Here is a 25,572-nt window from a genome sequence, read left to right on the forward strand (position 1 = left end):
ATCTTAAAGAGGTGTTTATTGATACTAAATAGGCTAAAAGTCTAATAGCTCTGCGCTTGGCCACAATCCATTGTTAATCAGATTCTTAATACAGGCCTTAATGGCGACTTTTGTAGCCAGACTTGCAGGTGAAAGCTCTTCTTCAGAAATACTCACCAGATAGTTAATCCGATCCAGTTCAGGCTGCACAATTTCAAGAAAACATAAATCTGCTCTTAGGTATTCAAAATAGGCACTGCCCGGTTGAATGGTGGCCATATTCAGATGGCGTACACAGTTCATTAAGAGATGTAAGCCATCTATTTCATAAGCCACATTCAACAGTTCAACTTTCTGATCCAAGAACTTTCTTAATCCATGTCTTTGGCTAGGCAAAACCAGAGGTAACTGATGAATTTTTTCAAATTCAATTTCTTTGGCTGCTATACAGTCCTCAAAGCCGTATTCCCTTAATAAATTAGCATTGGTCATCAGGAACATTTGCTCTTTTAATAAAGGCTGTATCGACCACTGCGGATCGACGTCATTGGTAAACACAATCGCTATATCGAGTTGTCGGGAGTTGATCAGATTTGCCAAATTACCGGATAGGCTTTCTACCAGATGAATCTTGATGTCAGGATAACGTTCTGACATCAGCTTCATTAAAGGAACACCCAGCACCGAAGCGATACTGGGAGAAAAACCGACACTCACATGACCGGTCAGCCGGGATGAGTGGGCTGCTTCAACAGCATATTGTGCATGCCGCAATACCAGTTGAGCCTGCTTGAAAAAGGCCAGGCCTGAGGGTGTAGGCGTGACACCGGTGGACGTTCTTTGCAATAAGCGTGTGCAGAGTTCATCTTCAAGTTTGGCAACTTGCTGACTCAAGGCCGAGGTTCCGACATCGAGTTTCTGAGCCGCCTTACCCAAGCTCCCTGATTCGACAATAGATATAAAATATCTTAATTGTTTCAGCTCCATTTATTCCCCCTACTGACTTGCAACCACCATTCCCTGGTGTCTATATAAAAACACTAAAACCATGATAAATATATAAATATTTATAAAATTAGATTCCAGTTAGTCACAAAAAATCTAAGTACAACACGATAGATTGCAAATGAATTTTATACATACAGTTATATTAACCCGAATCGCAGACCAGAGAATGACTTGAACAAGAGAACAACGAGAGTCATCCGTTGAGTGAGCACAAACAACCGAATACTCCAGCATCATGGCTTGCTCCAGCTAGAGCGCATAGCCGATTATTCAGTGTTTTGATGAGACCCTTCCAGAGTTTGAAGCATAGGAAACTTGTGAAATATGCTGATCAGGACGAACCGTTATCTCGCCTCATTTACTTGCACAGCCGTGTTTCTCATGGCAGATGCAAGACGAGACTTTTAATACCCGGCTAAAGATAAATAGAGCGAGCACTTTTTGATGAATGAAACATCAAGCTCTCTGCGCTAAATCGCTCTTTCCAGACTGAGTATTACTGAATCGACTTTATTACAAGTGATTATAAATGCTCATACTTTTATCATTTCAGAGCATTTTTTTGCAGTGTGCAAGCATAGCACTCATCGTCGATCTAAAAACTTGCCTTGCTACCAAGGTATGATGCATTTGATCAATATATACCAGCCAGCTTTGATGTTCTGTATTTTGCTTTGATAAAAGGCCATTAATTAGTGTAATTATTTGTAGATTGACTCAATCCAGCAGCGCAGACTGGCCGAGATTCTGCTCAAGGAAAAATCATCATTGCTGATTTTGCAAGCAGCTTAAAAAGGGAGGAAAATAGATCGGTGAAACACCAGTAATATCCGGTGCCACAGTGTTTGAATAGATATATTTTTTTAGAATGCAACGAAGCATCTTTCATAGGCTAAAGCCATGAATTTCACATTCCTTAAGGCCGCTTGATAATGATCTACATCATGTCCCGGATAGTAGCGCTCATCCTGTAGCGTCTTAGCAATCCTCTGGCCAGCCAAAACACTCGCAAGCATTCTGGCCAACGCCTTCAGGGGTATTTCAATCAATTGGCCGTAGTGTTTTTTACTTAATGGATACTATCAACAATTCCGCCTTCTACTCGTAGCGCCGCACCTGTAGTGGCACTGGCCTGTTCCGAAGCAACATAAACCACCATGTTGGCAATTTCCTGTGGCTCGGCAAAACGGCGGATAATACTGCTGTTACGGTGCTGTTCAATAAAATAACGTTCAGCTTCAAGCAGGCTGCAACCCTGTTCCCGGGCGATATTTTGCAGCATGACAATTGCACCTTCGGTTTTGGTCGGCCCAGGTAAGACCGTATTGACTGTGACGCCACTGCCTGCCAGTGCCTTGGCAAGACCACGCGATACACCCTGAATCGCCGATTTAGTCATGCCATAATGCACCATGTCGGCCGGAATATTAAAAGCCGATTCACTGGAAATAAACTGGATTCTGCCCCAGCCTTGCTGCTGCATAGCCTGCATATAATGTCGGCTCAAACGCACCCCGCTCATGATATTGGTTTCAAAAAACTCAAACCATTGCTGATCCGAAATCTGGCTAAATTCGCAGGTGCCGTAAATACCCAGGTTGTTAATCAAAATATCAACCTGAGGCAAGGCCGCAATAATCTGTGCGCAGCCTTCTGCAGTGGCAGCATTCAGTGCTAAACCAGAAATCTCGGCATTAGGAAATTGATGTTTTAGCTGTGTCACCGCCTGATCGACCTTCTCTGTCTGACGACCGGTAATGAATAGCTTGGCACCTGCTTCAGCCAGACCCTGAGCAATAGCAAAACCGATCCCGGCAGTAGCGGAGGTGACCAGTGCCGTTTTCTGATCTAATGAAATATGCATGTAATGAATCCAATGACTGAGATTCAACTTACTATAGACTTGTTTTTTTATTTAATAATTAGCATAGTTGTAATGTCATTATTCACTATTTATAAATAATCTATGTTCGACAAACTGACTAGCATGCAAATTTTTATCAGTGTGGCGCATGCTGGCAGCTTTGTGCGGGCTGCTGAACAGCATCATATTTCGGCGGCAATGGTGACCCGGCATATACAACGTCTGGAACAACATCTGCAACTTAAATTGCTACAGCGCAGTACCCGGCGGCTGGAACTGACCCGTAGTGGCGCCGAGTACTTACAGACCTGTGAAAAAATTCTGAACAATCTGGCAGAGACTGAAAGTAATCTGCTACGTGATCAGACTGAAGTCAAAGGCAAAATCCGTCTGGCCATGCCAAGCGTATTGGGGCAGAAATATCTATTGCCTCAGCTGCAACAATTCCAGCACTTCTACCCACAGATCGAGCTGGAAATCCAGATTTCCGATGAGCGTTCTGACTTGTTAAAGGAACAGCTAGATCTGATTCTGCGCTTCGGGATGCAGGTTGAACCCTATTTAATTGCCCGCCCCTTGTTGGCAAAAGTGGAAATGGTGGTGGCTGCCAGTCCGGCCTACTGGCAAAAATACGGTCTGCCGGACAGTCTGGATGATTTGAGCCAGCACAATTGTCTGGGCTGTTCCCAGTCAGAGATTGCCGGAGCGCAGCTCTGGCATTTTAGCCAGAACCGTCAGGTACAAATTTGTGGTAATAGCAGCAGTAATAATGGCTTGATCCTGATTGATCTGGCGCTGAATGGGCTGGGTGTGATTTATCAGCCACGGCTTGCCATCGATGCCCATCTCGCCCGTGGCGAGTTGGTTGAAGCGCGTCTGGATGTAGCTGGCTATCAGGACAGCCAACTGAATCTGGTTTATAGCAAGGACCAGTATATTCCCAAAAAATTACGCACTTTGATTGATTTTATACTGGAAAAATCCAGCACTTACTCAACAAATTAGAGTGTGTATAAACCCTCTGACCTAAATTTTTCAAGCTTATTGTTGCAAATATAAAACGCTACGTTGCTTATATGCTCTTATTTCCCATTTTCATTTATATTAATTTACAATAATGAGAATGATTAACATTTATTATTTGGTTAAGCTTTAGCTCTATTTTAATCTTAAATCACTTGCTTCATGAGCAAATCATGATCTTCATGAAGTGAAAGATCGCGGCATAGTCATACGCTTTGCCGTGCGCTTTCTCCATATTTATATCGCCTGATTCCTGATGAAAACTCCATGAGAAAATATCGCTATCTGCTGATCCTACTCCTGCTCTGTGCAGGATTATCTTTGTCAGTCGGTGTCGGAGATATGAGCTGGCGGGGTCTATTACAAGGTCAGGCACATGACTGGCAACTGTTCTGGACCAGCCGTTTTCCACGTTTAATGGCCATATTGATTGCCGGTGCGGGGCTGAGTGTTTGTGGCCTGATTATGCAGACCTTGAGCCGCAATCGCTTTGTCTCCCCGACCACGGCCGGATTATATGACTGTGCCCGTCTCGGGGTACTGGTTTCAATTATTCTGCTGCCAACTGCATCGATTTTTCTAAAAACCGGTTTTGCAGTTGTAGTAACCCTGCTCGGCGCAATGGGCTTTATGGCGATTTTATCGCGGCTAAAACATCGCGATACGGTATTTGTCCCCCTGGTGGGAATCATCTTCGGCAGTATCATTTCGGCCTTTACCACCTTTATTGCCCTGCAAATGGATCTACTGCAAAGTCTCGCTGGCTGGCTACAGGGAGATTTTTCCACCATTTTAAACGGGCAATACGAACTGATCTATCTCAGTGTACCGCTGTTTTTTATTATTTATCTTTTTGCTCAGCGTTTTTTACTGGCCGGCCTGGGACAGGATTTTGCGTCCAATCTGGGGCTGAATTATCGCCAGACTTTATTTATTGGCCTGATCCTGGTTTCGGTGATTACCGGCATTGTGGTGATTACCGTAGGTGCAATTCCTTTCCTGGGCCTGATTGTCCCGAATATTGTCAGCCTGTATCTGGGTGATAACCTGCGTAAAACCTTGGCGCCGACTGCCCTGCTGGGTGCCTTGCTGGTGCTCATCTGTGATGTATTCGGCCGCATCCTTATCTATCCCTATGAAATCCCGATCAGTCTGATCATGGGCGTATTTGGCAGTGTGATTTTTCTGTGGCTGCTGATCCGGAGTTATCGTCATGTCTAATTCGGCAAAATTATTACTGCTGAGCTGTGCAGTACTGGCGAGTCTGCTGCTGTATCTGTGCTGGGATCTGGGGCCAGCCTGGCGCTATGCACTCAGTCTGCGTTTTAAAACCGTCTGCGGGATTGTGATTGCCGGTACGGCCGTCGGGATTTCAACCCTGATTTTTCACAGTATCGTCAATAACCGGGTGGTCACCCCGCAAGCGCTGGGTCTGGACAAACTCTATGAGTTGTCCAAAAACCTGATCATTTATGCCTTTGGAGCCAGTGCGCTCTTGTCGCTGAATATCGTGGCGGATTATTTTATTTCGCTGGCGCTGATGCTGGCTTTTGCGCTACTGCTCTACCATTTTATTTTCAAAAAAGTAGCAGAAAAAAATATCTATTTCCTGCTGCTGGTCGGACTGATCTGCGCGACCTTATTTGACAGTATGAGCACCTTTATTCAGGTACTGCTGGATCCGGACGAGTTTCAGGTCGCAGTCTATGCCGGTTTTGCTAGTTTCAATTTTGTCAAAATTGAACCCCTGATCCTGTCAACGCTGACCATCTTACCCATCCTGATCTATTGTCTGCGTCAGGTGCGGATTTTTGATGTGATGGCACTGGGCCGTGATCATGCCCTGAATCTGGGACTCAATTATGACCGCCAAAGCCGGATCTCGCTGATTCTGGTGGTGCTGGCACTGGCCTCGGCCACTGCGCTGGCCGGTCCAATGATGTTTTTGGGGCTTCTGGTACTGAATATCAGTCTGGAAATTTTTAAAACCCACCGGCATCAGATTCTACTTCCCGGAATGATTCTGGTTGCAATCCTGGCCCTGCTGGTCGGCCAGTTTATCGTGCTGCATCTGTTGAACCTGCGAACCACGCTCAGTGTCATCATCAACTTTGTCGGCGGACTGTACTTTTTCTGGATCTTATTGAAGGACAATAAAAAATGGCAATTGTCTTAGAACATATTGACAAGCATTACCATGGAAAACCCGTGGTCAGACAGGTGTCTCTTGAAATTGCGGAAGGACAGTTCACGGCCTTTATCGGGCCGAATGGTGCCGGTAAAAGTACCCTGCTCGGCATCATCAGCCGGCTCATCAGCCCGGACTCTGGCCAGGTTTCTCTGGACGGGCAAAATTTGCAGCAGATGAAAAATGCCGAGATCGCCAGAAAAATGGCGATTTTAAAACAGGCCAACCATACCGAATTGCGTCTTTCGGTTGAAGATCTGGTGGCATTTGGGCGGTTTCCTTATTCACGTGGCCATCTGACTGCTCAGGATCATCAGATGATTGACCAGTCCATCCAGTATATGGAACTGGAGCCGATGCGACACCAGCAACTGAGTGAACTGTCAGGTGGACAACGCCAGCGTGCCTATATTGCCATGGTACTGGCGCAGGACACCAAATATATCCTGCTGGATGAACCGCTGAATAATCTGGATATGAAACATTCAGCACAGATCATGCGAGTCCTTAAGGATCTGTGTGTCAATCATGGCAAGTCAATTATTGTGGTGATTCATGACATCAATTTTGCTTCGGTCTATGCCGACCAGATCATTGCCATGAAACACGGTGCGCTCGTCTATCAGGGCACACCGCAGCAAATCATGCATGAGGATATTTTGCAGGATATTTTCGATTTTCATATTCCGATTCAGCAGATTCAGCAACATCAGCTCGGTTTGTATTTTATTAGTTAGGAGACATTCATGCCATTTAAAACCACCGTATCCGTACTGCTTGTTACTGGTCTGCTGGCCGCATGCAGTCCGACTGATGCGCCTTCTGGCCAGAACACAGCGGCTAAAATGCAGCAGTTTGAAAGTCAGGCTGGTAAAATCAGCATTCCCAAGGAGTTAAGCCGGATCACGGTTCTGGATACCAACTCCTTAAATACTATCCATACTTTGGGCGGCAGCGATAAAGTGGTGGCGCTACCGCAAGGCACGCCATTACCGGCAGCATTACAGCAGTTTAATAGCAAGAGCTATATCAATGTCGGTACAGCGAAGGAACCCAATCTGGAAAAAATTGCCGAAAGCCAGCCGCAGCTGATTCTGATGAGCGGACGCATGGAAAACCTGATGGGTCAGATTCAGGGAATTGCCCCGGTGTATTTCAATCAGGTGGATTATAGCGACCGTTTTAATTCCTTCCGTCAGCATACCTTGAACATTGCGGATATGCTGGGCAAACGTACTGAGGCTGAACAACAGCTGAGTACACTGTCTCAAGATATCCAGGCCTTGCAGGAAAAAACCAGGGATAAGACCGCATTGGTGATTCTGGTCAATAACAACAAACTATCTGCTTACGGCGTAGGTTCACGTTTTGGCCTGATTCATGACCTGTACGGCTTCCAGCCAGCGGACCCAAGTATCAAGGTGGGGACACATGGCATGTCGGTATCGCATGAATTTATTGCTGAAAAAAATCCGGACTATCTGTTTGTGATTGACCGCAGTGCTGCGATTACCGAAGGTGACGGTGGTGCACGCAAGGTACTGGACAATAACCTGGTCAAACAGACCAAAGCTGCCCAAAATGGCCATATTGTTTTTCTGGATTCCAGCACCTGGTATTTGATCAACGATAGTCTGGGCGGCATGCAAGCCATGCTTAAGGAAATAGAGGCAGTGGTAGAATAATATTCAATTCCTGATATCTGTATGTCTTATTGGTTAAAGTTACTAGCTTTCAAAACCTTAGACTTCAACTCAGGTTTTTAGCTTTGAAATACCTAACGACTCTATGCCAATAAAAAAAGCCTTTAAACATCGAGTTTAAAGGCTTTTTTAGATTCCGATGGATTACTTTGGAAAGAATTATGGGTGGCGTCAATTAAAATCAAAATCTAAGTCGTTCATTTTAAATCTATTTTATAAAATACAAAAATTCATTAATCCAGTTTTGACCCAACTTAAATGTAGTGTATTGAATCACTTTAAAATCTTGTTCAAATCTAAATTCAGGATTTGTAAATTTATAGAGCATTATCTAAAAATTGGTTCAGGCGCAAAAATTAAGGTAATGACATCTTTTTTAATAGGGATATTTTATTGTCCTCCCTACTCCGTACATCAAAGTTTTATTTGTAGATTTACCTATCATTAACCCATTCTTCATTCATATTTCCTGTTAAATTTAAGATTGCTTTAAAAATATTTAAACAATAAAATTAGTGATAATTATTATCATTTACATTAACTAAAATGTCTTCTACCGTTCCTTCATCATTTAAACTATCTTTACTCAGTTTTTCGATTTTAGTTACACAACAAAGTTTTGCCGATGATACTCAGCAATTACCGACGATTACCGTTACAGCGGAATCAGAACAGAGTGAGCTCAGCTCTGAACAGAGTAAAGCCTATATCATCCAAAACTCGTCAACCGCTTCAAAACTGAATATTCCACTTAAGGAAACGCCGCAAACAGTCAATGTCCTTACCCGCCAGCAGCTGGATGACTTTGCTTTGGATAATACACGGGATGTACTGCGCAATACCCCTGGCATTATCGTCAGCAATCAGGAAACGGAACGGACCTCGTACCTTGCACGAGGTTTCGAGATTTCGAATGTTTTAGTCGATGGCGTTGGTATTCCACTCGAAGGCTATAATTATAATAATGATAATCCAGACAGTTTTTTGTTTGACCATGTAGAAGTGGTCAAAGGCGCGAATGCCTTAAATAATGGAATTGGCGATCCTGGCGCAACTATTAATATGATTCGCAAACGCCCTACTCAGGAACGGCAAGCAGCCTTTAATGCCAGTTATGGCTCATGGAATACGCAGCGCTATGAAGCAGATGTATCTTCTCCTCTCACCCAAGATGGAAAAGTCAGAGGTCGTGTATTTGGCTATCAACAAACAGGCGACAGTTATCTGGATCGTTATGAACTAGAAAAAAATGGCATAGGTGCTGTTGTGGAGGCAGATGTAACTGACACAACTCTTTTGACTGCTGGCTATACCGAAACCAATCACAAGCCGAATGGTGTCAATTGGGGGTCTAACCCACTGATTAATACTGAAGGTGAGCAGCTCAGTTACTCACGAAATTATAATTACAGCCCGAACTGGACTTACTGGAATAGTAATATTAAAAGTTACTTTGCCGAGCTTGAGCAAAAACTGGGTGGCGACTGGACAGCCAAACTGACTTATGATGAAAAACAGACTCAGCGGGATTCAAAACTTTTGTTCCTATTGGGTAACCCCGGTGCAAATAGCACTTCAGGTATCTTCCTCTACCCAGGCATGTATATTGATGACAATAAAGAACAACAAGCCAGCCTGAGTTTTAGCGGCACCTATCCGCTTTGGGGGCAACGCCATGAAGCCTCATTGGGCTATGTCTGGGCCAAGAATAGTCTGGATGAATTGGGTTATGCTGGCAGCTTTGCCAATCCACTGACGACAGATTTAGCCAGCTTTACACCCGAAGAACCAAGCTGGGATATGTCGAAAACCAGTGGTGAAATGCATATCCGGCAGAAGAACCAAAGTCTTTATGCTGCAACCCGACTGCATCTGAATGATGATCTGAAACTTCTTTTAGGTGCCAATTATGTTCAGGCTGAGAGCAGTGGTAGCAGTTATGGGACCGACACCATTTATGATGAAGATAAAGTTTTACCCTATGCCGGTCTGACCTATAACTTTAGCCCTGAATATACAGGTTATCTGAGTTATACCTCCATTTTCCGTCCGCAAACCACCAAGGCAATGGATGGCAGCCTTAACAAACCGATCGAAGGTGAAAGCTATGAAGTCGGAGTGAAAAGCTCTTGGCTAGATGACAAGCTTACCGCCACCATGGCCGTGTTCAGAACGGAGCAAAGTAATTATCCGCTTCGTGATTCTGATGGTATTCCGACTTTACGCAAGACTCAGGTCAGTGACCTGCGTTCCCAAGGCTACGAGTTCGGCTTGGCGGGACAACTGAGCGACTATTTAAACTTAAGCTTTGGTTATACCCAGTTTAGCCTGAAAGATCTGATCAATGGCGGTGATGCGCGTACCTTCAATCCAACCCAGTCTTTTAATCTTTTAACGACCTATCAGGTGCCGCAACTTCCAAAACTGAAACTGGGCCTTGGTGTGCAATGGCAGGATCAAACCTATCTAGATGTGCCTGAAGCAACCGCCAATGGAGTGATTACCCAGAAAGCTGGAATCATTGAGCAGGATGCTTATGCGCTCGTGAACTTAATGGCCAGCTATGAGCTGAATGAGCATATGACCTTGCAAGCCAATGGTAATAACCTGACCAATGAAAAATATCTGTTCAATTTCCCCAATCAGCAAGGTTTTTATAGTGCACCAGCGAATTACAGCGTTGCCGTGAAATTTAAATACTGATTTTCAAGCTTAGCCTTGATGACATGTTCAGGGCTAAATCATCACTACATACACAAAAACAGGTAAAACAAATGAAAAAAATGATCGCTTTGACCCTTGGACTGTCTATGACACTTTCAGCTCAGGCGCATATGCTTTGGCTGGAACGTGGTACAAATCAGCAGACTCATGCGTTCTTTGGTGAATATAGTGAACAGCTTAAAGAAACGCAGCAAGGTGCTTTGAAGTCTTTTAATCAGGCAAAGGCCATTCAGTCTAGAAAAACCTTTAGTCCTCAAATGCAACAGGATCATTTGCTCTATACGACCCAAGGCCAGACCGATGTCCAGCTCAGTCATGAATTGGTCTATGCCGAATCATTGCTGACCTATCATGCCAAAGCAGGTAGACAGAACCTGCAAGCTGAGTCCGAACTGGATATTGTCCCGACCCAAATCAATAGCAATACATTTACGGTGCTGTATCAGGGTAAACCTGCTGTGGATGCTGAAGTCACGGTCTTTTCTCCGCAATTCTGGCTAAAGAAATACACCACCAACAGCCAAGGCCAGATTACCATTGCCACGCCATGGAAAGGTCAATATGTCATTGAAGTCGGCAAAGAAGCAGACAAGGTAGGAAAATTGAATCAGCAGGCCTATAAAAAACAGTATCTGGTCACCACCTTAAGTTTTGTTCATTAAGTTTTTTAGATTTTCATCAGTATAGATTTATTCAAGGCCAAATATGATTTCTGTAATGCAACCACTCGCCATTCTCTATCGCTTAGGCATGAGCTTTGGGATGGGCTACTTGTGCAGTTATTTGATCGCACTCGATCTGGCTTACTTTCTACAGGCTTTTCTGCCCAAAGCAGAATCCGTCTATTTGGCCGCTTTTACTGCCCTGATTTTTTATGTCTGTTTTGTGATTGGCATCTTCTGTATCCAAAGTTTAAAAAAGCTTTCTATCTATAGCCTGATTCCTTTCCTTAGCTTATTTACTATCTCTCGCTTCATAGGTTAAACCATGCATAAATCTGTCCGTCAATCCATGGCATGGTTACATTCATGGCTGGGTTTAAGCTTTGGCTGGTTACTCTTTGCGATTTTTTTAACAGGCGCGGTCACCTATTACCGACATGAAATCAGTCTATGGATGCAGCCTGAATTTGCCACAATGCAAGTCAATCAGGAAACTGCCTTAAAATCTGCTTACAGCTATTTACAGCAGCATGCACCGGACGCCCAAAACTGGTATATCGGAGTCGCCAATCAAGACTCACCGGTGAATAAAGTCTACTGGCAAAAAGCGGATGGTGGCTATGAAGTCAAAACCCTGAATGCTTCGACAGGAAAAGAATTACAGCTTTCAGCCACACAAGGGGGAGATTTTTTCTATAATTTTCATTTTCAGCTCTATGGTATGCCCTACACCATTGGTCGGCTGATTGTGACGATTGCTGCCTTTATCATGTTATTGACTCTGATTTCAGGAATCATTACCCATAAAAAAATCCTGACAGACTTTTTTACCCTAAGAGCCTTTAAAGGACAGCGCTCTTATCTGGATTTTCATAATGTCAGTTCAGTGATTGCCCTGCCGTTCTTTTTGACCATGACATTTACCGGGTTGGCGATTTTCTTTTATATCGTGCTGCCTTCCGGTATGAAAAAACTTTATCCAGACAATCCCTTTCAATATTTTGAAGAAATTCGCACGGTCAATATATCAGCAAAGCCTGTGGTACAGGTGAAAACCCAGATGCTACCAATTCAACATTTTATCACCACGGCACAGCAACACTGGGGACATGCAGAATTTGACAATATCACGGTCAAGCAGCCCAATACCCAGCTGGCCCAAATGACCTTAACCCAACTCCAAGATCATTCCATTACCCGAAATCAGGCACAGCTTATTTTAAATGCGGCTACCGGAAAATTACTTGAAAGTACACGAAATGAAAGTGCAATTGCCACACTCAATGCCGGCATATATGGCTTGCATATGGCACGTTTTGCCGAGCCCATATTACGTTTAGGACTATTTTTTTCTGGCATATTGGGCTGTGCCATGATTGCCTCCGGTCTGCTGCTGTGGAGTCTGAAACGCCAGATACAGAAAAAATCAGAGCATTTTCATCTCGGACACTATTTGGTGAACCGCTTGAATATCACCATGATACTTGGCTTGCCGCTTGCCATGCTGGGATATCTCTATGCGAATCGTTTAATTAGCATCCCAGCAGGTGCACCAAATTATGAGATTTATAGCTTTTTCAGTATTTGGTTGGGTAGTTTCATTCTGGCATGTTTAACACCGCAGCAATATTTATGGAAAATTCAGCTTAAACTTCTGATTTGTGCTGCCTTTACACTTCCCCTTATTGATATTTATTATTTAGTTTCTCATCAGTATATTAATTCTTTTGCAACTTATTGGCCGTTTCTGAGTATTGATCTGATGTTGTGGATCTTGACACTTCTCGCCCTATTTTTACACCAGAAAATTACCCCTATCCAACAAAAGGCGATCCGGAAAATTCAGGCCAAACTAAAATCTGCGCAGCAGGAGTCTTCCACATGATATGGATCGCAGTAACCGGTCTTTTATGGCTAAGCTGCTTTGCCTTTTATGCGGTAAGTGCAAAGCAGATCCTAAAAACCCGAAAATCTCGTTACGCTTTTTTAGCTAATTTTCCTACGCACACTAAATTCACTGCGGGTATTTTCTTATTCGTCGCGATGTTTTTATTACGTACCCAGTTTAGCTCCAGTATTAGCTTTGTGGCTCTATGGGTATTTCTAAGTCCTATAGTGTTTATCTTTATTCTAAAAATAAACAATTTAGAAAAAAAACTATGAATTATTTGATTTTCACTATATCTCAGTACAGATATAAAATCGGTGGTTATTCATAATAAGACTTTGGACAAAGCCCCTGATACTGATGTGGTCCTTTTTTTTGCAGCTTACTGACTTTTAAATGCATCTGAAAAATTAAGCAAAGTATCACCGAGCAAGAAGAAAATTTCATATTACGCTGTGAAGCTTTGACGACTTTGTTTTTTCAGGATGCTATCCGTAAAATTTGCTGCTCATGCATAGAAACACTCATTTATCCATGTTTTAAATGTACTTTTGGTACGTATAAATTTCGCCACATTCTCCAGCCATTCAGCGCCAAGAGAATAAAGATAAAATAAAGGACGGCGGTTAAATACAATGATTTATGCATGTACATACCAACATAAATCACATCAAGAACACACCACAAGCCCCAGCTTTCAATATATTTTTTTGCCGCCCAATAACTTGCCACCAAGCTAAAAGAGGCTAACATGGAATCCAACCAAGGTAGTGACGCTGCGGTGAAATGAGCAAATAAAGCACCAATCATCAGACCCGCGACGATACCCACAATCAGGCTATATACCCAGATTTTCTGATTCAAATAGCCAATTTGTACGCTAAGATCCTGATCTTGATCTTTTTTCGACCAGCTATACCATCCATACAGTTGCATCAAGATAAATACGGCTTGTAAGGCTGCGTCTGCAAATAAATTGACACGATAAAAAATAATGATATACAGAAATACAGCGACAATATTCACCAACCAGCAGACTTTATATTGTTTAGATGTCAACCAGACACCTAAAACATTTAAAATGAACGCTGCAATTTCTATATTTTCCATGACGATATAACCTGATTAAGCAGCCAATTTAGAAGTTCAGATTGAATGACAAGGTTGCTGTACGTGGCGAACCCAAGAATAAATAATCGTCACCCAAAAATTCACCTGCATCACGCCAGTATTTTTTGTTGAACAGATTATTAATATTCAAGCGCAGCAATGCATCGGTCGTATTCAGCTTAAATTGATAGGCGGCCCCTAAATCAACCACACTATAACCCGCGACTTTCGCAGTGCCCTCTTTGTTGGCATATTTGCTTGAACTGTATTGACCACCTGCCAGAACAGTGAAACCTACAATGCCCGGTACGTTATAGCGAAGATGTGTTGCGAAGCGAACTTCTGGCACGTTTTGAGCTTGATGATTGCCATATTCAACCACTGCAACATTTTCTAAACGGGCTTTGGTCCATGTGAATGATGAAGTTAAGGCCAAATCATCCGTTAATGCACCATTGAGTCCCAACTCTAGACCACGACTATGCTGCTCCCCTTCCTGTACAAAGATAAAGCCTGTGTCAGTTGATTTGCTATATTGGTTGTCTTGGCTTAAATCAAATAGCGAGGCAGTAAATAAAAATTGCTTGATCTGTTGCTTTAGACCAATTTCATATTGCTCTGAATAGATCGGCGCTAGAGTTTCAGCAGCATTTTCCGCAAACCAAGGGGCTGATTTTCCATCTGACAAGCCTTTGGCATACGAGGCATAGACGCTAGTCGACTCCAATGGGCTATAGCTGATCGCGAATTGCGGTAAAAATTTAGCTAAATCGGTATCGCGGACTGTTATTACCTGTTTACCCTCTGCATCATAAGCATGTGCTTGTTCATCCAGCTCAATCCATTTTCCAGCAATCAAAGTGGTCCAGTGTTCATTCCATTCGATACGGTCTAATACTGTAAATGCGGTTTGTTTACTTTTAAGTGCTTGATATTTTTGTCCAGCACTTGCTGTTGTTGGGGAAAAATCCATGGTTTCTGTATAAATATTACCTACACCAATCCATTCATTGACACCAGCAAAACGATCTCGCGATTTGTTGGTTTGCGTGATATCAAAGTTAAGGTGATGTTGCGCCCAGTTGGTGTCAATCACACCATCCAGTTTGACTTTAAATTGGTTGGTTTTAAAGGTCTCATCAGGGTTACGAAAATCATAAATATCGTAATAGCCATTCGCATCAAAGGTGTTGCCTAAGCCACTATATTCACATAACGTGGCATAACATCCCCAAGCAAATGTCGAATAATCATCAACCTTGGATTTACTCTGGGCTGCAACGAGTCCCAGGTTCCAATCACTATTCAAAGCATAGCTATATTTTAAACTGCTATTCAGACTATCGATCGTGACCGGTTTGCCCCAAGTCTGATAACCCAACAATCGATCCCATTTCACATTTTCTGGGACTTTGCCATCCAGTAATTGATAACCTGGCACTGATTTTTGTTCGGAACGCTGTGCTTCAAGATCAAGTTCTACTTTGGATTGCGCTGACATCTTCCAATCCAATGCCAATGCCGCTAGATAGCGTTCACCATCCACATGATCGACATAAGAATCCATCTGTTCATTCACCAGATTGATGCGATATCCGAATTGTTGCTCATCACCCCAAAAACCACCGAGATCAGTTGCCACTGAAAACTGTCCATGTTGATCGGCCGAGAATGTCAGTGCCTGAATATCTTTCGGTCGCTTGGTGACATAATTAACCACCCCACCCGGGGTCGACATCCCACTTTGAATTGCGGAAATACCTTTTAAAATTTCCACACGTTCTTTATTTTCAAGTGCAACGTTTTGCTCACCACGAATCACATTGCCATTAATCAGGTAGCTTGATGCCAAATCGAGTGCAAAGCCACGCGAAAGAAAGTTTGGATAATAGCCAATTGCAGCATAGCCATCACCGATGGCTGCATCATTTTTTACAACATCGCTCAGCACACGGGCATGCTGTTCAGCGATGAGATCGGCAGTCAAGATAGAAACTGATGCAGGTATTTTTTGCAAATTCTCCGTACCAAAACCTTCAATATTCACTTTGGTACTCGTGTAAGGGAGACTTTGATCGGCTGTGATGATAATCGTGTCAAGTTGTTGAACATCGTCTTCAGCATAAGTCAGCGGGATTAAACACAGCTGCGACAGAATGATCATATTTAAAGATCGGGTTAATACATTCTGTTTGAGTTGAGGAGTGTTCATACGAAACCTTATGTATTTGAAGGGGGTGATGATGCTGGGTTTAGAGAGCAACTAAGAAGAGTGCAATTGCTGTTGAATGAGCCGGGTTAAAGTCTGGGTAAATTGCTGACCTTGTTCGCCAAGGAACCAGTCCACATGACCGATAATCCAGTCGTAATAAGCCGCATTTGCATGGTTTAGGTTGTGGGTAATACCAACAAAATACTCAAGCTCTGAAAAAGCGAAATCCAGATGCACGATTTTCAGTAGCTCTGGCAAAATACTAAAATCTTCTTGTGGATGTATCTCGGAAAAATAAGCATGTAGAAAGGCGGTTAAACCGGCTTCATCAATCTGAATATGTGAGTTCTGCTCTAATTCCAACCAATCAATGAAATTACGTTCAATCGTCACAGCCAGATCATAAAGTGCCGAATTTCGGTCAGCTAAACCGAAATCAATCACGGCAGTAATCTCAGCTTTGGCATCTGGCGCTGACCAAAATAGATTAGAAGCGTGTAAATCGTTATGGGGCCAAATTCTGCTTGCCTGTTGCAATACAGGCTGAATACGCTGGTGAACCTGTAAGATTTGATCCAAAAAGTAAGGATCCAAATTTTTGTCAGCAAAGTAACGGCTTAATTCTGGACTGTTTGCGATGTGCCGTTGAATGGCTGTAACGATATTTTTACTGTCTAAAAGTTGCTGATTGGACACTAAATAAGATGCTGATCTGCCCTGCTGCTCAGGAAAATCCTGCATGGCCATATGTAAGCTTGCCAGTAATTGCCCCGCTTTCGCAGCATGTTCAGCATAGAAAAAAGGTTTCCAGGATTGCTGATCTGCATAAAGATCTAAGCCGGCTGCTTTGGCATAGACTTCATAGGTCCAGTCACCCAGCTCTAAAGCGGTCAGACCTTGATTTGATCTAATCAATGCTGCAACAGGAATTTTCTTGCCGGCTAAATGTTCAAGAACGGCATGCTCCTGTAAAATATCGCGGGCACGACGAAAGGAACAATGGCTGCGCTTGATCAAATACTGATGCGCGACTGTTTCATCCCTGCTCACAAAATCTTGCTCCACCTTGACCAGTACCGCAGATGAAAATGGCCGTGGACTACACCACAAAATCTGAATATGACCTTGTAAACAGGAATAATGCTGCTGCAGGCTTGGTAATTCTGGATCAGAAATATGAGCCCAGTCTTTATGTTCCCAGGCATTGCCCATACCATGACCTAAATCATCAGTCATTGTAGTCATCATCAATATTCCTGAACCAGATCATCATGTGGTAATGGAGAGTCATCATTTAAGCAAACATATACACAGTATTTTTAAATACATTTAATATTAGGGTTCTTTCATTAATCATTTTTTAATCATTAAAAAGAAATTCCCTCTCCTTGTAGGAGATGAGCAGCACTGCTGCGCAAGGGAGAGGTTATTTCTAAGAATTACCCTCATCCTCTTGCGAAGCTATGCTTCTCATCCCAGAGGGAGAAGGAACTTTCAAAATTCATTAAAGATGAATATAACGATCATTTTTTGATTTATGAAAGATATCTATTTAAAGTGTGTCCTAAAATTAAGTGGTACATACCAGTATTAAATTGGAGGCAAGTTTAGCCGTTTAAATATAAAAATAGAATGCTTAATAATTAAAATTATTTTAAAAATAAAAAAATCCTAAAACACTTAAGCTTTTAGGATTTGAATGGATTGGATATAAATATAAGCTTATGCGTGAATATCGAGGGTCATTTCAATTTTGTCCTGTGACCAGATTTCGATGTCATATTCAATCACCAGATCGTTTGATTTTGAAATACGTTCAATGTAAGTTGCTGTTTGGCTTATAGGAATTCCTAAATATTGACTCTCATAATGAGATACACCGGTATTTTTAATTTTTAACTGGCTACTCGTATAATCATAATCAAAGTGATTTTTAATGACATCTTGGACCGAAGTAATCACATCATAATTCAGCACATCTGCAAACAGCGCAACAGGCAGATAATTATATTCTAGGAGTACCGGTACATCATCAGCATAACGTAAACGGATAATTTCAATAAAGCCGAGTCTTCTCGTTGCTTCACTAAAAACATCACTGTGATCAAATCGCTCTAGCTGCCTGGTCGAGATCAGTTCTGTTCTGGCATTAAAACCCTGTGCCTTCATATAAGAACTAAAATTTTCAATTGAGTTTGGATGGTATTGAATTTTTTTATTACTCACAAACCAGCCGAGATTTTGCCGTTTATAAATTTTATCTTCGGCACGAAGCTGTTCATAGGCCTTACGCACTGTTTCCCTGGAACAGTTAAACTTTAATGCCAAGTAACGTTCCGATGGAATCATTTGATTAGAACTGTAATTTTTCAATTCAGCCTCAATCAAATCTCTGATTTCCATATACTTCATTCAATGATTCCAGCTCGTCAGCGTAAGTTATATTGATGGTACTAAATTAAAGAACAGAGGAAAATTAGAAAAGTACAGATAAGTAAAAAGATGCATTCCCTAGTCTTAATGAGAATCTTTAGCAGCATGATTGATAGGTGATCCTGAGAGAATATCGTTTTAATCCCCACTTTTACAATCAGTACTAAATATCATGATATTTCCCTACATTTTTGATTTTATTTCTTCATGCATTATCGACTAAGACAAATTTAAGGATAAGGTGATGTTTGAAACTATTGATGATGACAATGCTGGACGCTATCGTCAACAAAATATCCTAATCTCGGGTGCTACTTCTATCCCGCCTGATTACACTTTATTAAACGACAAGATGGTCCAATTAGTAGACTGGTATAATAGTAAAGCAGATAAGCTTCACTCCATTGAACGTGCAGTTAAAGTACATGCAGATTTTCTAGGTATCCATCCATACATTGATGATAATGGTCGTACATCACGTCTCTTGATGAACCTTGAGTTACTTAAAGCTAGATATCCTCCTTGTGTCATCACTGTAGAAAATCGATTGGCTTACTATGAAGCTCTTGATCAATGGATGGCATATGGCAGAACTGAAGCGTTTATCCAATTAGTCTCCGCTGCTGTACTAGAAGGGTTTAAACCCTATTAAGTAATTTTGAATTTAAATTAAAGATTTGGCCAAATAAGTATTTCAAATATATTTGCAAGACAAAAATCTATCCATAATTAATCTTCACATTTTTGAAATTACATTTTGTACTGTTTTTCTAACCATGCCTGAAACCCAGACCAACTTTTAAAATCATCCACTGCACGCACGAGACAATTTGGATTGCGTTCTAATAGCATTTTACTTAAGGCACTGCCCGGCCCAATTTCTAATACCACATCAGGCTGATTTTCTTGTATTGCGGTTAGACAGGCATTCCAGTCAATCGAATGATTCATCTGATCAATTAGCGCATCAACTACATCTGTGGTCTTAAAAAATTTATAACCACTAGAGCCGCTGATAACAGCGATCGATAAATGGGCAAAGTCTTGTTGCTGTAAAATCTGTTGATATGACTGCACTGCAGCATTCATCAATACAGTATGCGATGGAATTGTCACGTTTAAACGTTTAATCAAGCGCGTTCCATACCTCTCAAGTTGCTGAGTCAATCGTTGTAAATCACTATCCGTTCCTCCAACCACAAAGCTACTATCACTCAGTTTTATAGAAAGCGCTGTAGAAGTCTCCTCCAATAACGGTTCAAGCATATTGAGATTGATTCCCTGGACAGCCATTAAGCCACTTGCGTCCTGCGTAGCTGAAGACATCAAGGAGGCACGCTGCTGGGCTAAATACAGGCCTTGTTCCAAACCTATCTGTGTTGCACAAATGAGTGCACTTAACTCTCCGAGTGAATAACCTGAGAAGCTCATAAGGTCCTCAATCTCAGGTTTTAACTTTTGCCAACGACACCATTGCAAAGCAAAAATAAAAGGTTGCGCGAACTCATTCGAATACAGATCAACTTCGGTTAAATCTGAAAAAAATAGCTTCGGCAAATGCAGTTTTAATTCATCTACTACTTGCAGTTCTTTCGCCATGCTTCGGAGCTCATGTACATGCGCTAAGTTCTGAAGTCCTTGACCACTAAATATTATTGCGAAATTCATTTTCTACCTTTAGCAAGAAAAAAGTTACTCCCAATAAATCTGCACTACCACCTGGACTTAAACGATGTTGAACAAAATAATTCTCTATTTTATACACATCTTTTATCCAGTGCTGTTGTAGTACACCTCCCCTTGCTAAAAACTGTTTTGCTATATCCTGCACAAGATATAAGGCCGATAAACCGCCGCGCCAAACAATATTGGTATCTTGTACATAGGCCATAAGGCTGAATAGGCTTTGAATTGAAGCCTGTTGGATATTGGCTGTTTTGGCGTAGATGTCGATATATGCTGGTAGAGCAACCTCCATCACTGTTTTGAAACCTGAAGCTACTTCTTCAATCGCGCCTGTGATGCCAAATTGGCGACGCATACGTTGTCCATGACTATTCGGGTCACGTTGCAAATGATTTAATAGATCATGACGCCAAGTATTTTGAATTTTTTGACTGATTGAGCCTGCGTTCAACTGGCTGTTGGCTGCTAAACACTGTCCTGCTGCAGCACTGGCAAAACCCAAATTAAAAATCGCACCTTTATGCGTATTAATCTGTCCCGTTGCACTCATCATTTTCTGTTCAGCTAAAATGCCACACTGCCGAATCTTTTCTAATTCAACATTGCGATAGCCATTTAAACATTGCGCCTGAAAATAGCCTTGTAAAGCCTCGACACTGGATTGAAATAAGCTAAAGTCCATATCACTATGACTGCCCTGCGAACTTGGACAAACCAAACCGGGCTTGTGTTCTAAGCTAGCTTCATCCAATAGTGCCATACAAGCCAGATGGTCTAAGCGTTCAGCAGTACTGATAATGTTCGGACGTAAAAATTCACCTGATGCTAGCATGTGCATATTCAAGATTCCCTTCAAATAGTTGTTCTAATCTCAGCATATCCACACGCTGAATTCCTTTTACAATCACTTGCTGTTTCATTGCAGGAAAAACTGTAATTAACTCATTAAAAGACACATGCCAGTCTGGATGGATTTGAATCTCGCCGTCTAAATGAACTGAACTCTGTGCCTGGACTTGTTGTATTAACTGTAAAATTTCCTGCACATCATTTTGATGCTGTGGATATAACAGCACATCTAAATCTGAAACCGGTCTGACATAGGCCTCTCGCGTGAGAGCTTGGTAGGCATAAGAGCCATAGACATATACTTCACAACCTCGTTGTTCTAGCTTGTCTGCAAAATCACTTAGGATCTCACGTTGGAAGATTTGTAAATCAGCTTTTAACAAGGTCCGTAGGGAAAGCGGTCGAGTGATCTGTTCAATATCGTATTCTGCGACCCAACAGGCCACACGATATTTATAACCTGCCACCAAACAGTTGATCGCCAAATTCACCTGTCCCGCATCCAGCCCTTCCTGCCGGCAAACAGTCATTGGAACATGTTGGCTCAGCAATTGAGACACTTTTAGTTTCACTGTTTCAGGTAAAGAAACATCCAAAAATTGTAAAGTGGCTGAATCACGCAGATAAGCGAAGTCATGACGATCCATATCTGTTTTCCTTAACTATGAACGACTTTCTCGATTATGTGATTACACAACACGCGTCCTTGACGCTGTTGCCCAACTATACGACGCTGATCCACAAGATAAGATTCAATATGTTGTTGTTGATTTAACAGCACTTGGCTAACCCAATCGGCCTCCAAATCTAGCCAAATGGCATTGATTGCACCCATCTTGTAAAAATTTTCCACACCGGGAGCAAAAATAGCTGAACTTTGTGAAAGTTCTTTTAACTTATCGGCGGGAATTTTTGTCACCCGTGCCATTGCGTTTAGGTCCATCACTTTGACTTGCGAATCACTGAGTGCATAGACTTCGTTCGCCATTAAGCCATAGGAAAGGAATCCACCACTTACGGCTTGGCCAAAAATAATCGCGAGGTTGGCGTGCCCACTTCTACGCAGTAAATCTACACAGGATGCCAAATGGGCAAAGGTTCTGTTTAAGCAGAGTAACTCATCTGCACGAGAAAGGTCTTGGCCTTGCGTATCCACAATAAACACCACAGGTGTCTGTTGCTTCTGCTGTACCAGCTGTAAGATTTCACCTGCCAGTTCCATGGCAATCTGTTGATTAATGGGTGCTGCATTGACTGTGCCGAGAATCCGCACCGGACCTGCGTCCGTATGCGCACTACCCTTAATTACATAACCTTCGATCTGGTAATCTAGCTGATGCGGAAATAATTGTTGTAAGAGTACTTCTGTATTCATGAGCTCATCCTTGCTTTAACAACACAACTTCATGGGCAGACAACATCGGAATTTTTTCTGGCTGTGAAATTCCCATCTCGTGCCAGATTTGTAAACCATCATTTTTACCAAACCAGCGTTGGTACTGGTGCTCAAGCTGTTGCTGTTGCTTCAATAATTGTTCTAAGTCTAAAGGAGCTACCTTAGCGTCGAGTTGCGTTAAAATCGCATCACGAATATCTGCAATATCATCCTCAACCAAAGCCTGTACATGATTCAGTAAATAACGATGTTTACCGCCTGTAACACGCCAAACCAATGCACGATCTTTCGAGTCAAACTCTTCTACACCTTTGACCGTTTCAATCACTTCGGGGCCAGATAGCGCCAAACGCCCTTCTTCGGTCATGATGATAGTACTGCTCAAACAAGCGCTAATACCCATACCACCGAAAGCGCCACAGGTGCCGCCAATCACGGTGATAATCGGAATACCTGCATTTCTTACCTGCAACATCGCACGCATAATTTCGGAAATAGCGATAAGACCTGCATTAGCTTCATGCAGACGTACACCACCTGAATCGACAAAAAATACGACTGCTTGAGTTTGATCTTGAATGGCTTTATGTAAGAGACCTACAATTTTCGCCCCGTGGATTTCACCCACAGCACCGCCCATAAACTGGCCTTCTTGAGCCATGATATGCACTGGTGTTCCATTCAAACGCGCTGTACCAATAATCACGCCATCATCAAAACTTCCCGGAATATCCAAAGCAGAGAGATGTGGGCTAACTTCAATTTCAGCAGGCTTTAATATTTCATTAAAACTGTGTTCATCGACGACCGCTTGAATACGTGCACGAGCAATTTTTTCATAAAAACTGTTTTTAAGCATTACTTGATCCATGTTCTATACTCCCTTAAACATAGATATTGCTTGGCTTAAGCGCAGGTTTACCACCGCTGGAGTCGCCCCCATATCATTTAACTGAAATTTAAGCCCTGCCACCGCATGACGTTGTGCAAACTCATTCAATACTGACTGCCAAACATGTTGAAAACCGACCGCTGATGTAGTGACTTCAATCTGACAAATATCCGCCTGATCATGCTGTGAAACTAAGACTTCTAAATTTCCAGATCCTACTACACCACAAATAATAGCTGCTTGTTCAGCACTCAGCGGTGCTGATTGCAATTCAAATTTTAACTTTTCCATGTCGATCACCAGTTTCTAAAGCGACTTGGGGGACTATATAAACCACCCGACCATTTAACTAAATCTTTTACCGATTTTGCCGCTAACAAATCACGACTGACCTGTGTTGGATCGATATCCAAATCTTCTGGACGTTGAATAATGCCGCGCTGGCGTAACTCTTTCACTTTGGCTTCATCACGCTGCATACCGACTGGCGTATAACCTGCCACACCACGAATCGCTTGTTCACGTTCTTCAGATGTGCGACATAACAGTAAATTAGCAATACCTTCTTCGGTCACAATATGGGTTACGTCTTCGCCATAAATCATGATTGGCGGGAGTTCGCTCTCCATTTTTTCCTGCAACTGCCACGCATCTAACTCTTCTACAAATACAGGATGCATATGTTCACGGTAGGTTTCGACCATCTGCACTACCAATTTACGGCCTTTGATCATTTTGCCATCCACCGCTTCACGGCCAGCTTTGGTATATGCATAACTGGCATGACGACGCCCATGGGGATCAGAACCCATATTCGGCGCACCGCCAAAACCAGAAATACGGTCTACGGTTGCGGTTGAACTATTGCCTTGTAAATCGATTTGTAAAGTTGAACCAATAAATAAGTCACAGGCATATAGACCTGCAGTCTGGCTAAAGGCTCGATTAGAACGCATGCTGCCATCACTGCCTGTAAAGAAAACATCTGGACGTTCTTTAATATAGTCTTCCATCCCCACTTCAGAACCGAAGCTATGAATTGAATCGACAAATCCACTTTCAATGGCTGGAATCAAAGTCGGATGTGGATTTAATGCCCAATTGGTACAGATCTGTCCTTTTAATCCTAAGGATGCTGCATAGGTAGGTAGCAATAATTCAATCGCAGCAGTGTCAAAACCAATGCCATGATTTAATCGCTGAATTTTATAAGGTGCATATATTCCCTTAATGGCCATCATTGCCATTAAGATTTGTACTTCGGTAATTTGTGCAGGGTCGCGTGTGAACAACGGTTCTATATAGTTGTACTTAGGACTTTCGATATAAAAATCGACCCAGTCGGCGGGTACATCGACACGCGGTAACTTATCTACAATTTCGTTCACCTGTACAATCACAATACCGCTTTTAAATGCAGTTGCTTCAATAATTGCAGGTGTATCTTCAGTATTCGCACCTGTATAAAGGTTACCTTCACGATCGGCCGCATGTGCCGTAATCAAACAGACATTTGGTGTCAGATCAATAAAGTAACGTCCATACAGCTCTAGATAAGTATGGATTGAACCAATACTAATTTTTTGCTGCTGTACCAATTGTGCTAGACGCAGACTTTGAGGACCTGCGAAGGAAAAATCGACTTTAGAGGCAATGCCCTTTTCAAACACATCAATATGACTGGGTAAAGCCAATACCGACTGCACGATATGTAAGTCATGAATGACCTCTGGATTACATTGACTTAAACTCTTTGACAGGAAATCAGCCTGCTTTTGATTATTACCTTCTAAGCAAACGCGATCACTACTGGAAATCAAAGTTTCTAAAAGTTCAATCACCCGAGTATGCTCAACTTGTTTTGCAAACCCTTTTTCTTTGGCAAGATTCAGTTTTTCTTGTCTACGGGTGCGCTGCTTATCCCATAAGCGCGTCTTAACCATTTGGTTCATGGG

23 protein-coding genes and 1 pseudogene are annotated in these 25,572 nt (G+C 42.3%); 11 read left to right on the top strand and 13 right to left on the bottom strand.

From position 1 onward, the window contains the following. Positions 1 to 33: 33 nt before the first annotated feature. Both AC3IT7_RS11220 and AC3IT7_RS11225 read right to left on the bottom strand, forming a co-directional pair. Positions 34 to 966 carry a LysR family transcriptional regulator gene (locus AC3IT7_RS11220; protein ID WP_489248528.1) on the bottom strand — a complete coding sequence of 311 codons (933 nt, stop codon included), beginning with the start codon at positions 964 to 966 and terminating at the stop codon, positions 34 to 36. A 1,090-nt stretch (positions 967 to 2,056) separates the two neighbouring features. After that, the gene (locus tag AC3IT7_RS11225; RefSeq protein ID WP_489248529.1) at positions 2,057 to 2,851 is read right to left on the bottom strand and encodes an SDR family NAD(P)-dependent oxidoreductase; all 795 of its coding nucleotides are present in this window, start codon (positions 2,849 to 2,851) and stop codon (positions 2,057 to 2,059) included. A 123-nt stretch (positions 2,852 to 2,974) separates the two neighbouring features. On the opposite strand from AC3IT7_RS11225, the gene AC3IT7_RS11230 reads away from it, so the two are divergent. The 10 genes from AC3IT7_RS11230 (at position 2,975) to AC3IT7_RS11275 (ending at position 13,314) form a co-directional block, all read left to right on the top strand. After that, positions 2,975 to 3,856: a LysR family transcriptional regulator gene (locus AC3IT7_RS11230; protein ID WP_489248530.1), complete on the top strand. Its 882-nt coding sequence runs from the start codon at positions 2,975 to 2,977 to the stop codon at positions 3,854 to 3,856. 285 nt (positions 3,857 to 4,141) lie between these two features. Further along, a complete protein-coding gene (locus AC3IT7_RS11235) occupies positions 4,142 to 5,095 on the top strand; it encodes an ABC transporter permease (RefSeq protein WP_489248531.1) in 954 nt (317 codons plus the stop codon). Continuing rightward, a complete protein-coding gene (locus AC3IT7_RS11240; RefSeq protein ID WP_159516376.1) occupies positions 5,088 to 6,050 on the top strand; it encodes an iron chelate uptake ABC transporter family permease subunit in 963 nt (320 codons plus the stop codon). Before AC3IT7_RS11235 ends, AC3IT7_RS11240 begins: the two co-directional genes overlap by 8 nt. Further along, positions 6,035 to 6,799 carry an iron ABC transporter ATP-binding protein gene (locus tag AC3IT7_RS11245; RefSeq protein WP_489248532.1) on the top strand — a complete coding sequence of 255 codons (765 nt, stop codon included), beginning with the start codon at positions 6,035 to 6,037 and terminating at the stop codon, positions 6,797 to 6,799. Before AC3IT7_RS11240 ends, AC3IT7_RS11245 begins: the two co-directional genes overlap by 16 nt. Before the next feature lie 9 nt (positions 6,800 to 6,808). Then, a complete protein-coding gene (locus tag AC3IT7_RS11250; protein ID WP_489248533.1) occupies positions 6,809 to 7,747 on the top strand; it encodes a siderophore ABC transporter substrate-binding protein in 939 nt (312 codons plus the stop codon). A 564-nt stretch (positions 7,748 to 8,311) separates the two neighbouring features. Next, a complete protein-coding gene (locus AC3IT7_RS11255; RefSeq protein ID WP_489248534.1) occupies positions 8,312 to 10,468 on the top strand; it encodes a TonB-dependent siderophore receptor in 2,157 nt (718 codons plus the stop codon). A gap of 71 nt (positions 10,469 to 10,539) precedes the next feature. Beyond that, positions 10,540 to 11,151 (top strand): DUF4198 domain-containing protein, encoded by a 612-nt coding sequence (locus AC3IT7_RS11260; RefSeq protein ID WP_489248535.1) that lies wholly within the window; start codon positions 10,540 to 10,542, stop codon positions 11,149 to 11,151. A gap of 43 nt (positions 11,152 to 11,194) precedes the next feature. Beyond that, positions 11,195 to 11,473, top strand: a complete 279-nt coding sequence (locus tag AC3IT7_RS11265) for a hypothetical protein (RefSeq protein WP_489248536.1) — start codon at positions 11,195 to 11,197, stop codon at positions 11,471 to 11,473. Positions 11,474 to 11,476: 3 nt separating this feature from the next. Further along, positions 11,477 to 13,036 (top strand): PepSY-associated TM helix domain-containing protein, encoded by a 1,560-nt coding sequence (locus AC3IT7_RS11270; protein WP_489248537.1) that lies wholly within the window; start codon positions 11,477 to 11,479, stop codon positions 13,034 to 13,036. After that, positions 13,033 to 13,314, top strand: a complete 282-nt coding sequence (locus AC3IT7_RS11275; RefSeq protein WP_489248538.1) for a hypothetical protein — start codon at positions 13,033 to 13,035, stop codon at positions 13,312 to 13,314. Before AC3IT7_RS11270 ends, AC3IT7_RS11275 begins: the two co-directional genes overlap by 4 nt. Before the next feature lie 253 nt (positions 13,315 to 13,567). Here the strand turns inward: AC3IT7_RS11275 and pnuC are convergent, their stop codons facing one another. The 4 genes from pnuC to AC3IT7_RS11295 all read right to left on the bottom strand — a co-directional run bounded on the left by pnuC (position 13,568) and on the right by AC3IT7_RS11295 (position 18,773). Further along, positions 13,568 to 14,149, bottom strand: a complete 582-nt coding sequence (gene pnuC / locus AC3IT7_RS11280; protein WP_489248539.1) for a nicotinamide riboside transporter PnuC — start codon at positions 14,147 to 14,149, stop codon at positions 13,568 to 13,570. A 28-nt stretch (positions 14,150 to 14,177) separates the two neighbouring features. Next, positions 14,178 to 16,361 carry a TonB-dependent siderophore receptor gene (locus AC3IT7_RS11285; protein WP_489248540.1) on the bottom strand — a complete coding sequence of 728 codons (2,184 nt, stop codon included), beginning with the start codon at positions 16,359 to 16,361 and terminating at the stop codon, positions 14,178 to 14,180. Positions 16,362 to 16,412: 51 nt separating this feature from the next. After that, positions 16,413 to 17,606 (bottom strand): phosphotransferase enzyme family protein, encoded by a 1,194-nt coding sequence (locus AC3IT7_RS11290; protein ID WP_489248541.1) that lies wholly within the window; start codon positions 17,604 to 17,606, stop codon positions 16,413 to 16,415. A gap of 477 nt (positions 17,607 to 18,083) precedes the next feature. After that, positions 18,084 to 18,773: a GntR family transcriptional regulator gene (locus tag AC3IT7_RS11295; RefSeq protein WP_489248542.1), complete on the bottom strand. Its 690-nt coding sequence runs from the start codon at positions 18,771 to 18,773 to the stop codon at positions 18,084 to 18,086. Between the two features lie 274 nt (positions 18,774 to 19,047). Between AC3IT7_RS11295 and AC3IT7_RS11300 the strand changes: the two are divergent. After that, positions 19,048 to 19,446, top strand: a pseudogene (locus AC3IT7_RS11300) (Fic family protein); the annotation flags it as partial. A 98-nt stretch (positions 19,447 to 19,544) separates the two neighbouring features. Here AC3IT7_RS11300 and AC3IT7_RS11305 read toward each other — a convergent pair. From AC3IT7_RS11305 to mdcA, 7 genes are read right to left on the bottom strand one after another with little or no spacing between them, the layout of a single operon-like run. Then, a complete protein-coding gene (locus AC3IT7_RS11305; protein WP_489248543.1) occupies positions 19,545 to 20,393 on the bottom strand; it encodes an acyltransferase domain-containing protein in 849 nt (282 codons plus the stop codon). Positions 20,394 to 20,439: 46 nt separating this feature from the next. Further along, positions 20,440 to 21,318 carry a triphosphoribosyl-dephospho-CoA synthase MdcB gene (gene mdcB / locus AC3IT7_RS11310; protein WP_489248544.1) on the bottom strand — a complete coding sequence of 293 codons (879 nt, stop codon included), beginning with the start codon at positions 21,316 to 21,318 and terminating at the stop codon, positions 20,440 to 20,442. Then, positions 21,296 to 21,976, bottom strand: coding sequence for a malonate decarboxylase holo-[acyl-carrier-protein] synthase (gene mdcG / locus AC3IT7_RS11315; RefSeq protein ID WP_489248545.1), 681 nt, complete (start codon positions 21,974 to 21,976; stop codon positions 21,296 to 21,298). The genes mdcB and mdcG overlap by 23 nt, the downstream gene beginning before the upstream one ends. Positions 21,977 to 21,987: 11 nt before the next feature. Continuing rightward, positions 21,988 to 22,704, bottom strand: a complete 717-nt coding sequence (gene mdcE, locus AC3IT7_RS11320) for a biotin-independent malonate decarboxylase subunit gamma (protein ID WP_489248546.1) — start codon at positions 22,702 to 22,704, stop codon at positions 21,988 to 21,990. A gap of 4 nt (positions 22,705 to 22,708) precedes the next feature. Beyond that, entirely contained in the window at positions 22,709 to 23,596 is an 888-nt protein-coding gene (locus tag AC3IT7_RS11325) for a biotin-independent malonate decarboxylase subunit beta (RefSeq protein ID WP_489248547.1), read from the bottom strand. 3 nt (positions 23,597 to 23,599) lie between these two features. After that, positions 23,600 to 23,908 (bottom strand): malonate decarboxylase acyl carrier protein, encoded by a 309-nt coding sequence (mdcC, locus tag AC3IT7_RS11330; protein WP_489248548.1) that lies wholly within the window; start codon positions 23,906 to 23,908, stop codon positions 23,600 to 23,602. A 5-nt stretch (positions 23,909 to 23,913) separates the two neighbouring features. Continuing rightward, the gene (gene mdcA / locus AC3IT7_RS11335) at positions 23,914 to 25,569 is read right to left on the bottom strand and encodes a malonate decarboxylase subunit alpha (protein WP_489248549.1); all 1,656 of its coding nucleotides are present in this window, start codon (positions 25,567 to 25,569) and stop codon (positions 23,914 to 23,916) included. Positions 25,570 to 25,572: the final 3 nt, after the last annotated feature.

The sequence above is a fragment of the Acinetobacter sp. KH_038 genome, assembly GCF_057839405.1.

Coding starts and splice junctions, on each gene's coding strand:
- AC3IT7_RS11260 (WP_489248535.1), top strand. CDS start 10,540: ATGAAAAAAATGATCGCTTTGACCCTTGGACTGTCTATGACACTTTCA.
- mdcB (WP_489248544.1), bottom strand. CDS start 21,318: ATGCACATGCTAGCATCAGGTGAATTTTTACGTCCGAACATTATCAGT.
- mdcE (WP_489248546.1), bottom strand. CDS start 22,704: ATGAATACAGAAGTACTCTTACAACAATTATTTCCGCATCAGCTAGAT.
- AC3IT7_RS11295 (WP_489248542.1), bottom strand. CDS start 18,773: ATGAAGTATATGGAAATCAGAGATTTGATTGAGGCTGAATTGAAAAAT.
- pnuC (WP_489248539.1), bottom strand. CDS start 14,149: ATGGAAAATATAGAAATTGCAGCGTTCATTTTAAATGTTTTAGGTGTC.
- AC3IT7_RS11305 (WP_489248543.1), bottom strand. CDS start 20,393: ATGGCGAAAGAACTGCAAGTAGTAGATGAATTAAAACTGCATTTGCCG.
- mdcC (WP_489248548.1), bottom strand. CDS start 23,908: ATGGAAAAGTTAAAATTTGAATTGCAATCAGCACCGCTGAGTGCTGAA.
- AC3IT7_RS11290 (WP_489248541.1), bottom strand. CDS start 17,606: ATGACTACAATGACTGATGATTTAGGTCATGGTATGGGCAATGCCTGG.
- AC3IT7_RS11240 (WP_159516376.1), top strand. CDS start 5,088: ATGTCTAATTCGGCAAAATTATTACTGCTGAGCTGTGCAGTACTGGCG.
- AC3IT7_RS11270 (WP_489248537.1), top strand. CDS start 11,477: ATGCATAAATCTGTCCGTCAATCCATGGCATGGTTACATTCATGGCTG.
- AC3IT7_RS11230 (WP_489248530.1), top strand. CDS start 2,975: ATGCAAATTTTTATCAGTGTGGCGCATGCTGGCAGCTTTGTGCGGGCT.
- mdcA (WP_489248549.1), bottom strand. CDS start 25,569: ATGAACCAAATGGTTAAGACGCGCTTATGGGATAAGCAGCGCACCCGT.
- AC3IT7_RS11325 (WP_489248547.1), bottom strand. CDS start 23,596: ATGGATCAAGTAATGCTTAAAAACAGTTTTTATGAAAAAATTGCTCGT.
- AC3IT7_RS11220 (WP_489248528.1), bottom strand. CDS start 966: ATGGAGCTGAAACAATTAAGATATTTTATATCTATTGTCGAATCAGGG.
- AC3IT7_RS11235 (WP_489248531.1), top strand. CDS start 4,142: ATGAGAAAATATCGCTATCTGCTGATCCTACTCCTGCTCTGTGCAGGA.
- AC3IT7_RS11245 (WP_489248532.1), top strand. CDS start 6,035: ATGGCAATTGTCTTAGAACATATTGACAAGCATTACCATGGAAAACCC.
- mdcG (WP_489248545.1), bottom strand. CDS start 21,976: ATGGATCGTCATGACTTCGCTTATCTGCGTGATTCAGCCACTTTACAA.
- AC3IT7_RS11250 (WP_489248533.1), top strand. CDS start 6,809: ATGCCATTTAAAACCACCGTATCCGTACTGCTTGTTACTGGTCTGCTG.
- AC3IT7_RS11275 (WP_489248538.1), top strand. CDS start 13,033: ATGATATGGATCGCAGTAACCGGTCTTTTATGGCTAAGCTGCTTTGCC.
- AC3IT7_RS11225 (WP_489248529.1), bottom strand. CDS start 2,851: ATGCATATTTCATTAGATCAGAAAACGGCACTGGTCACCTCCGCTACT.
- AC3IT7_RS11285 (WP_489248540.1), bottom strand. CDS start 16,361: ATGAACACTCCTCAACTCAAACAGAATGTATTAACCCGATCTTTAAAT.
- AC3IT7_RS11255 (WP_489248534.1), top strand. CDS start 8,312: ATGTCTTCTACCGTTCCTTCATCATTTAAACTATCTTTACTCAGTTTT.
- AC3IT7_RS11265 (WP_489248536.1), top strand. CDS start 11,195: ATGATTTCTGTAATGCAACCACTCGCCATTCTCTATCGCTTAGGCATG.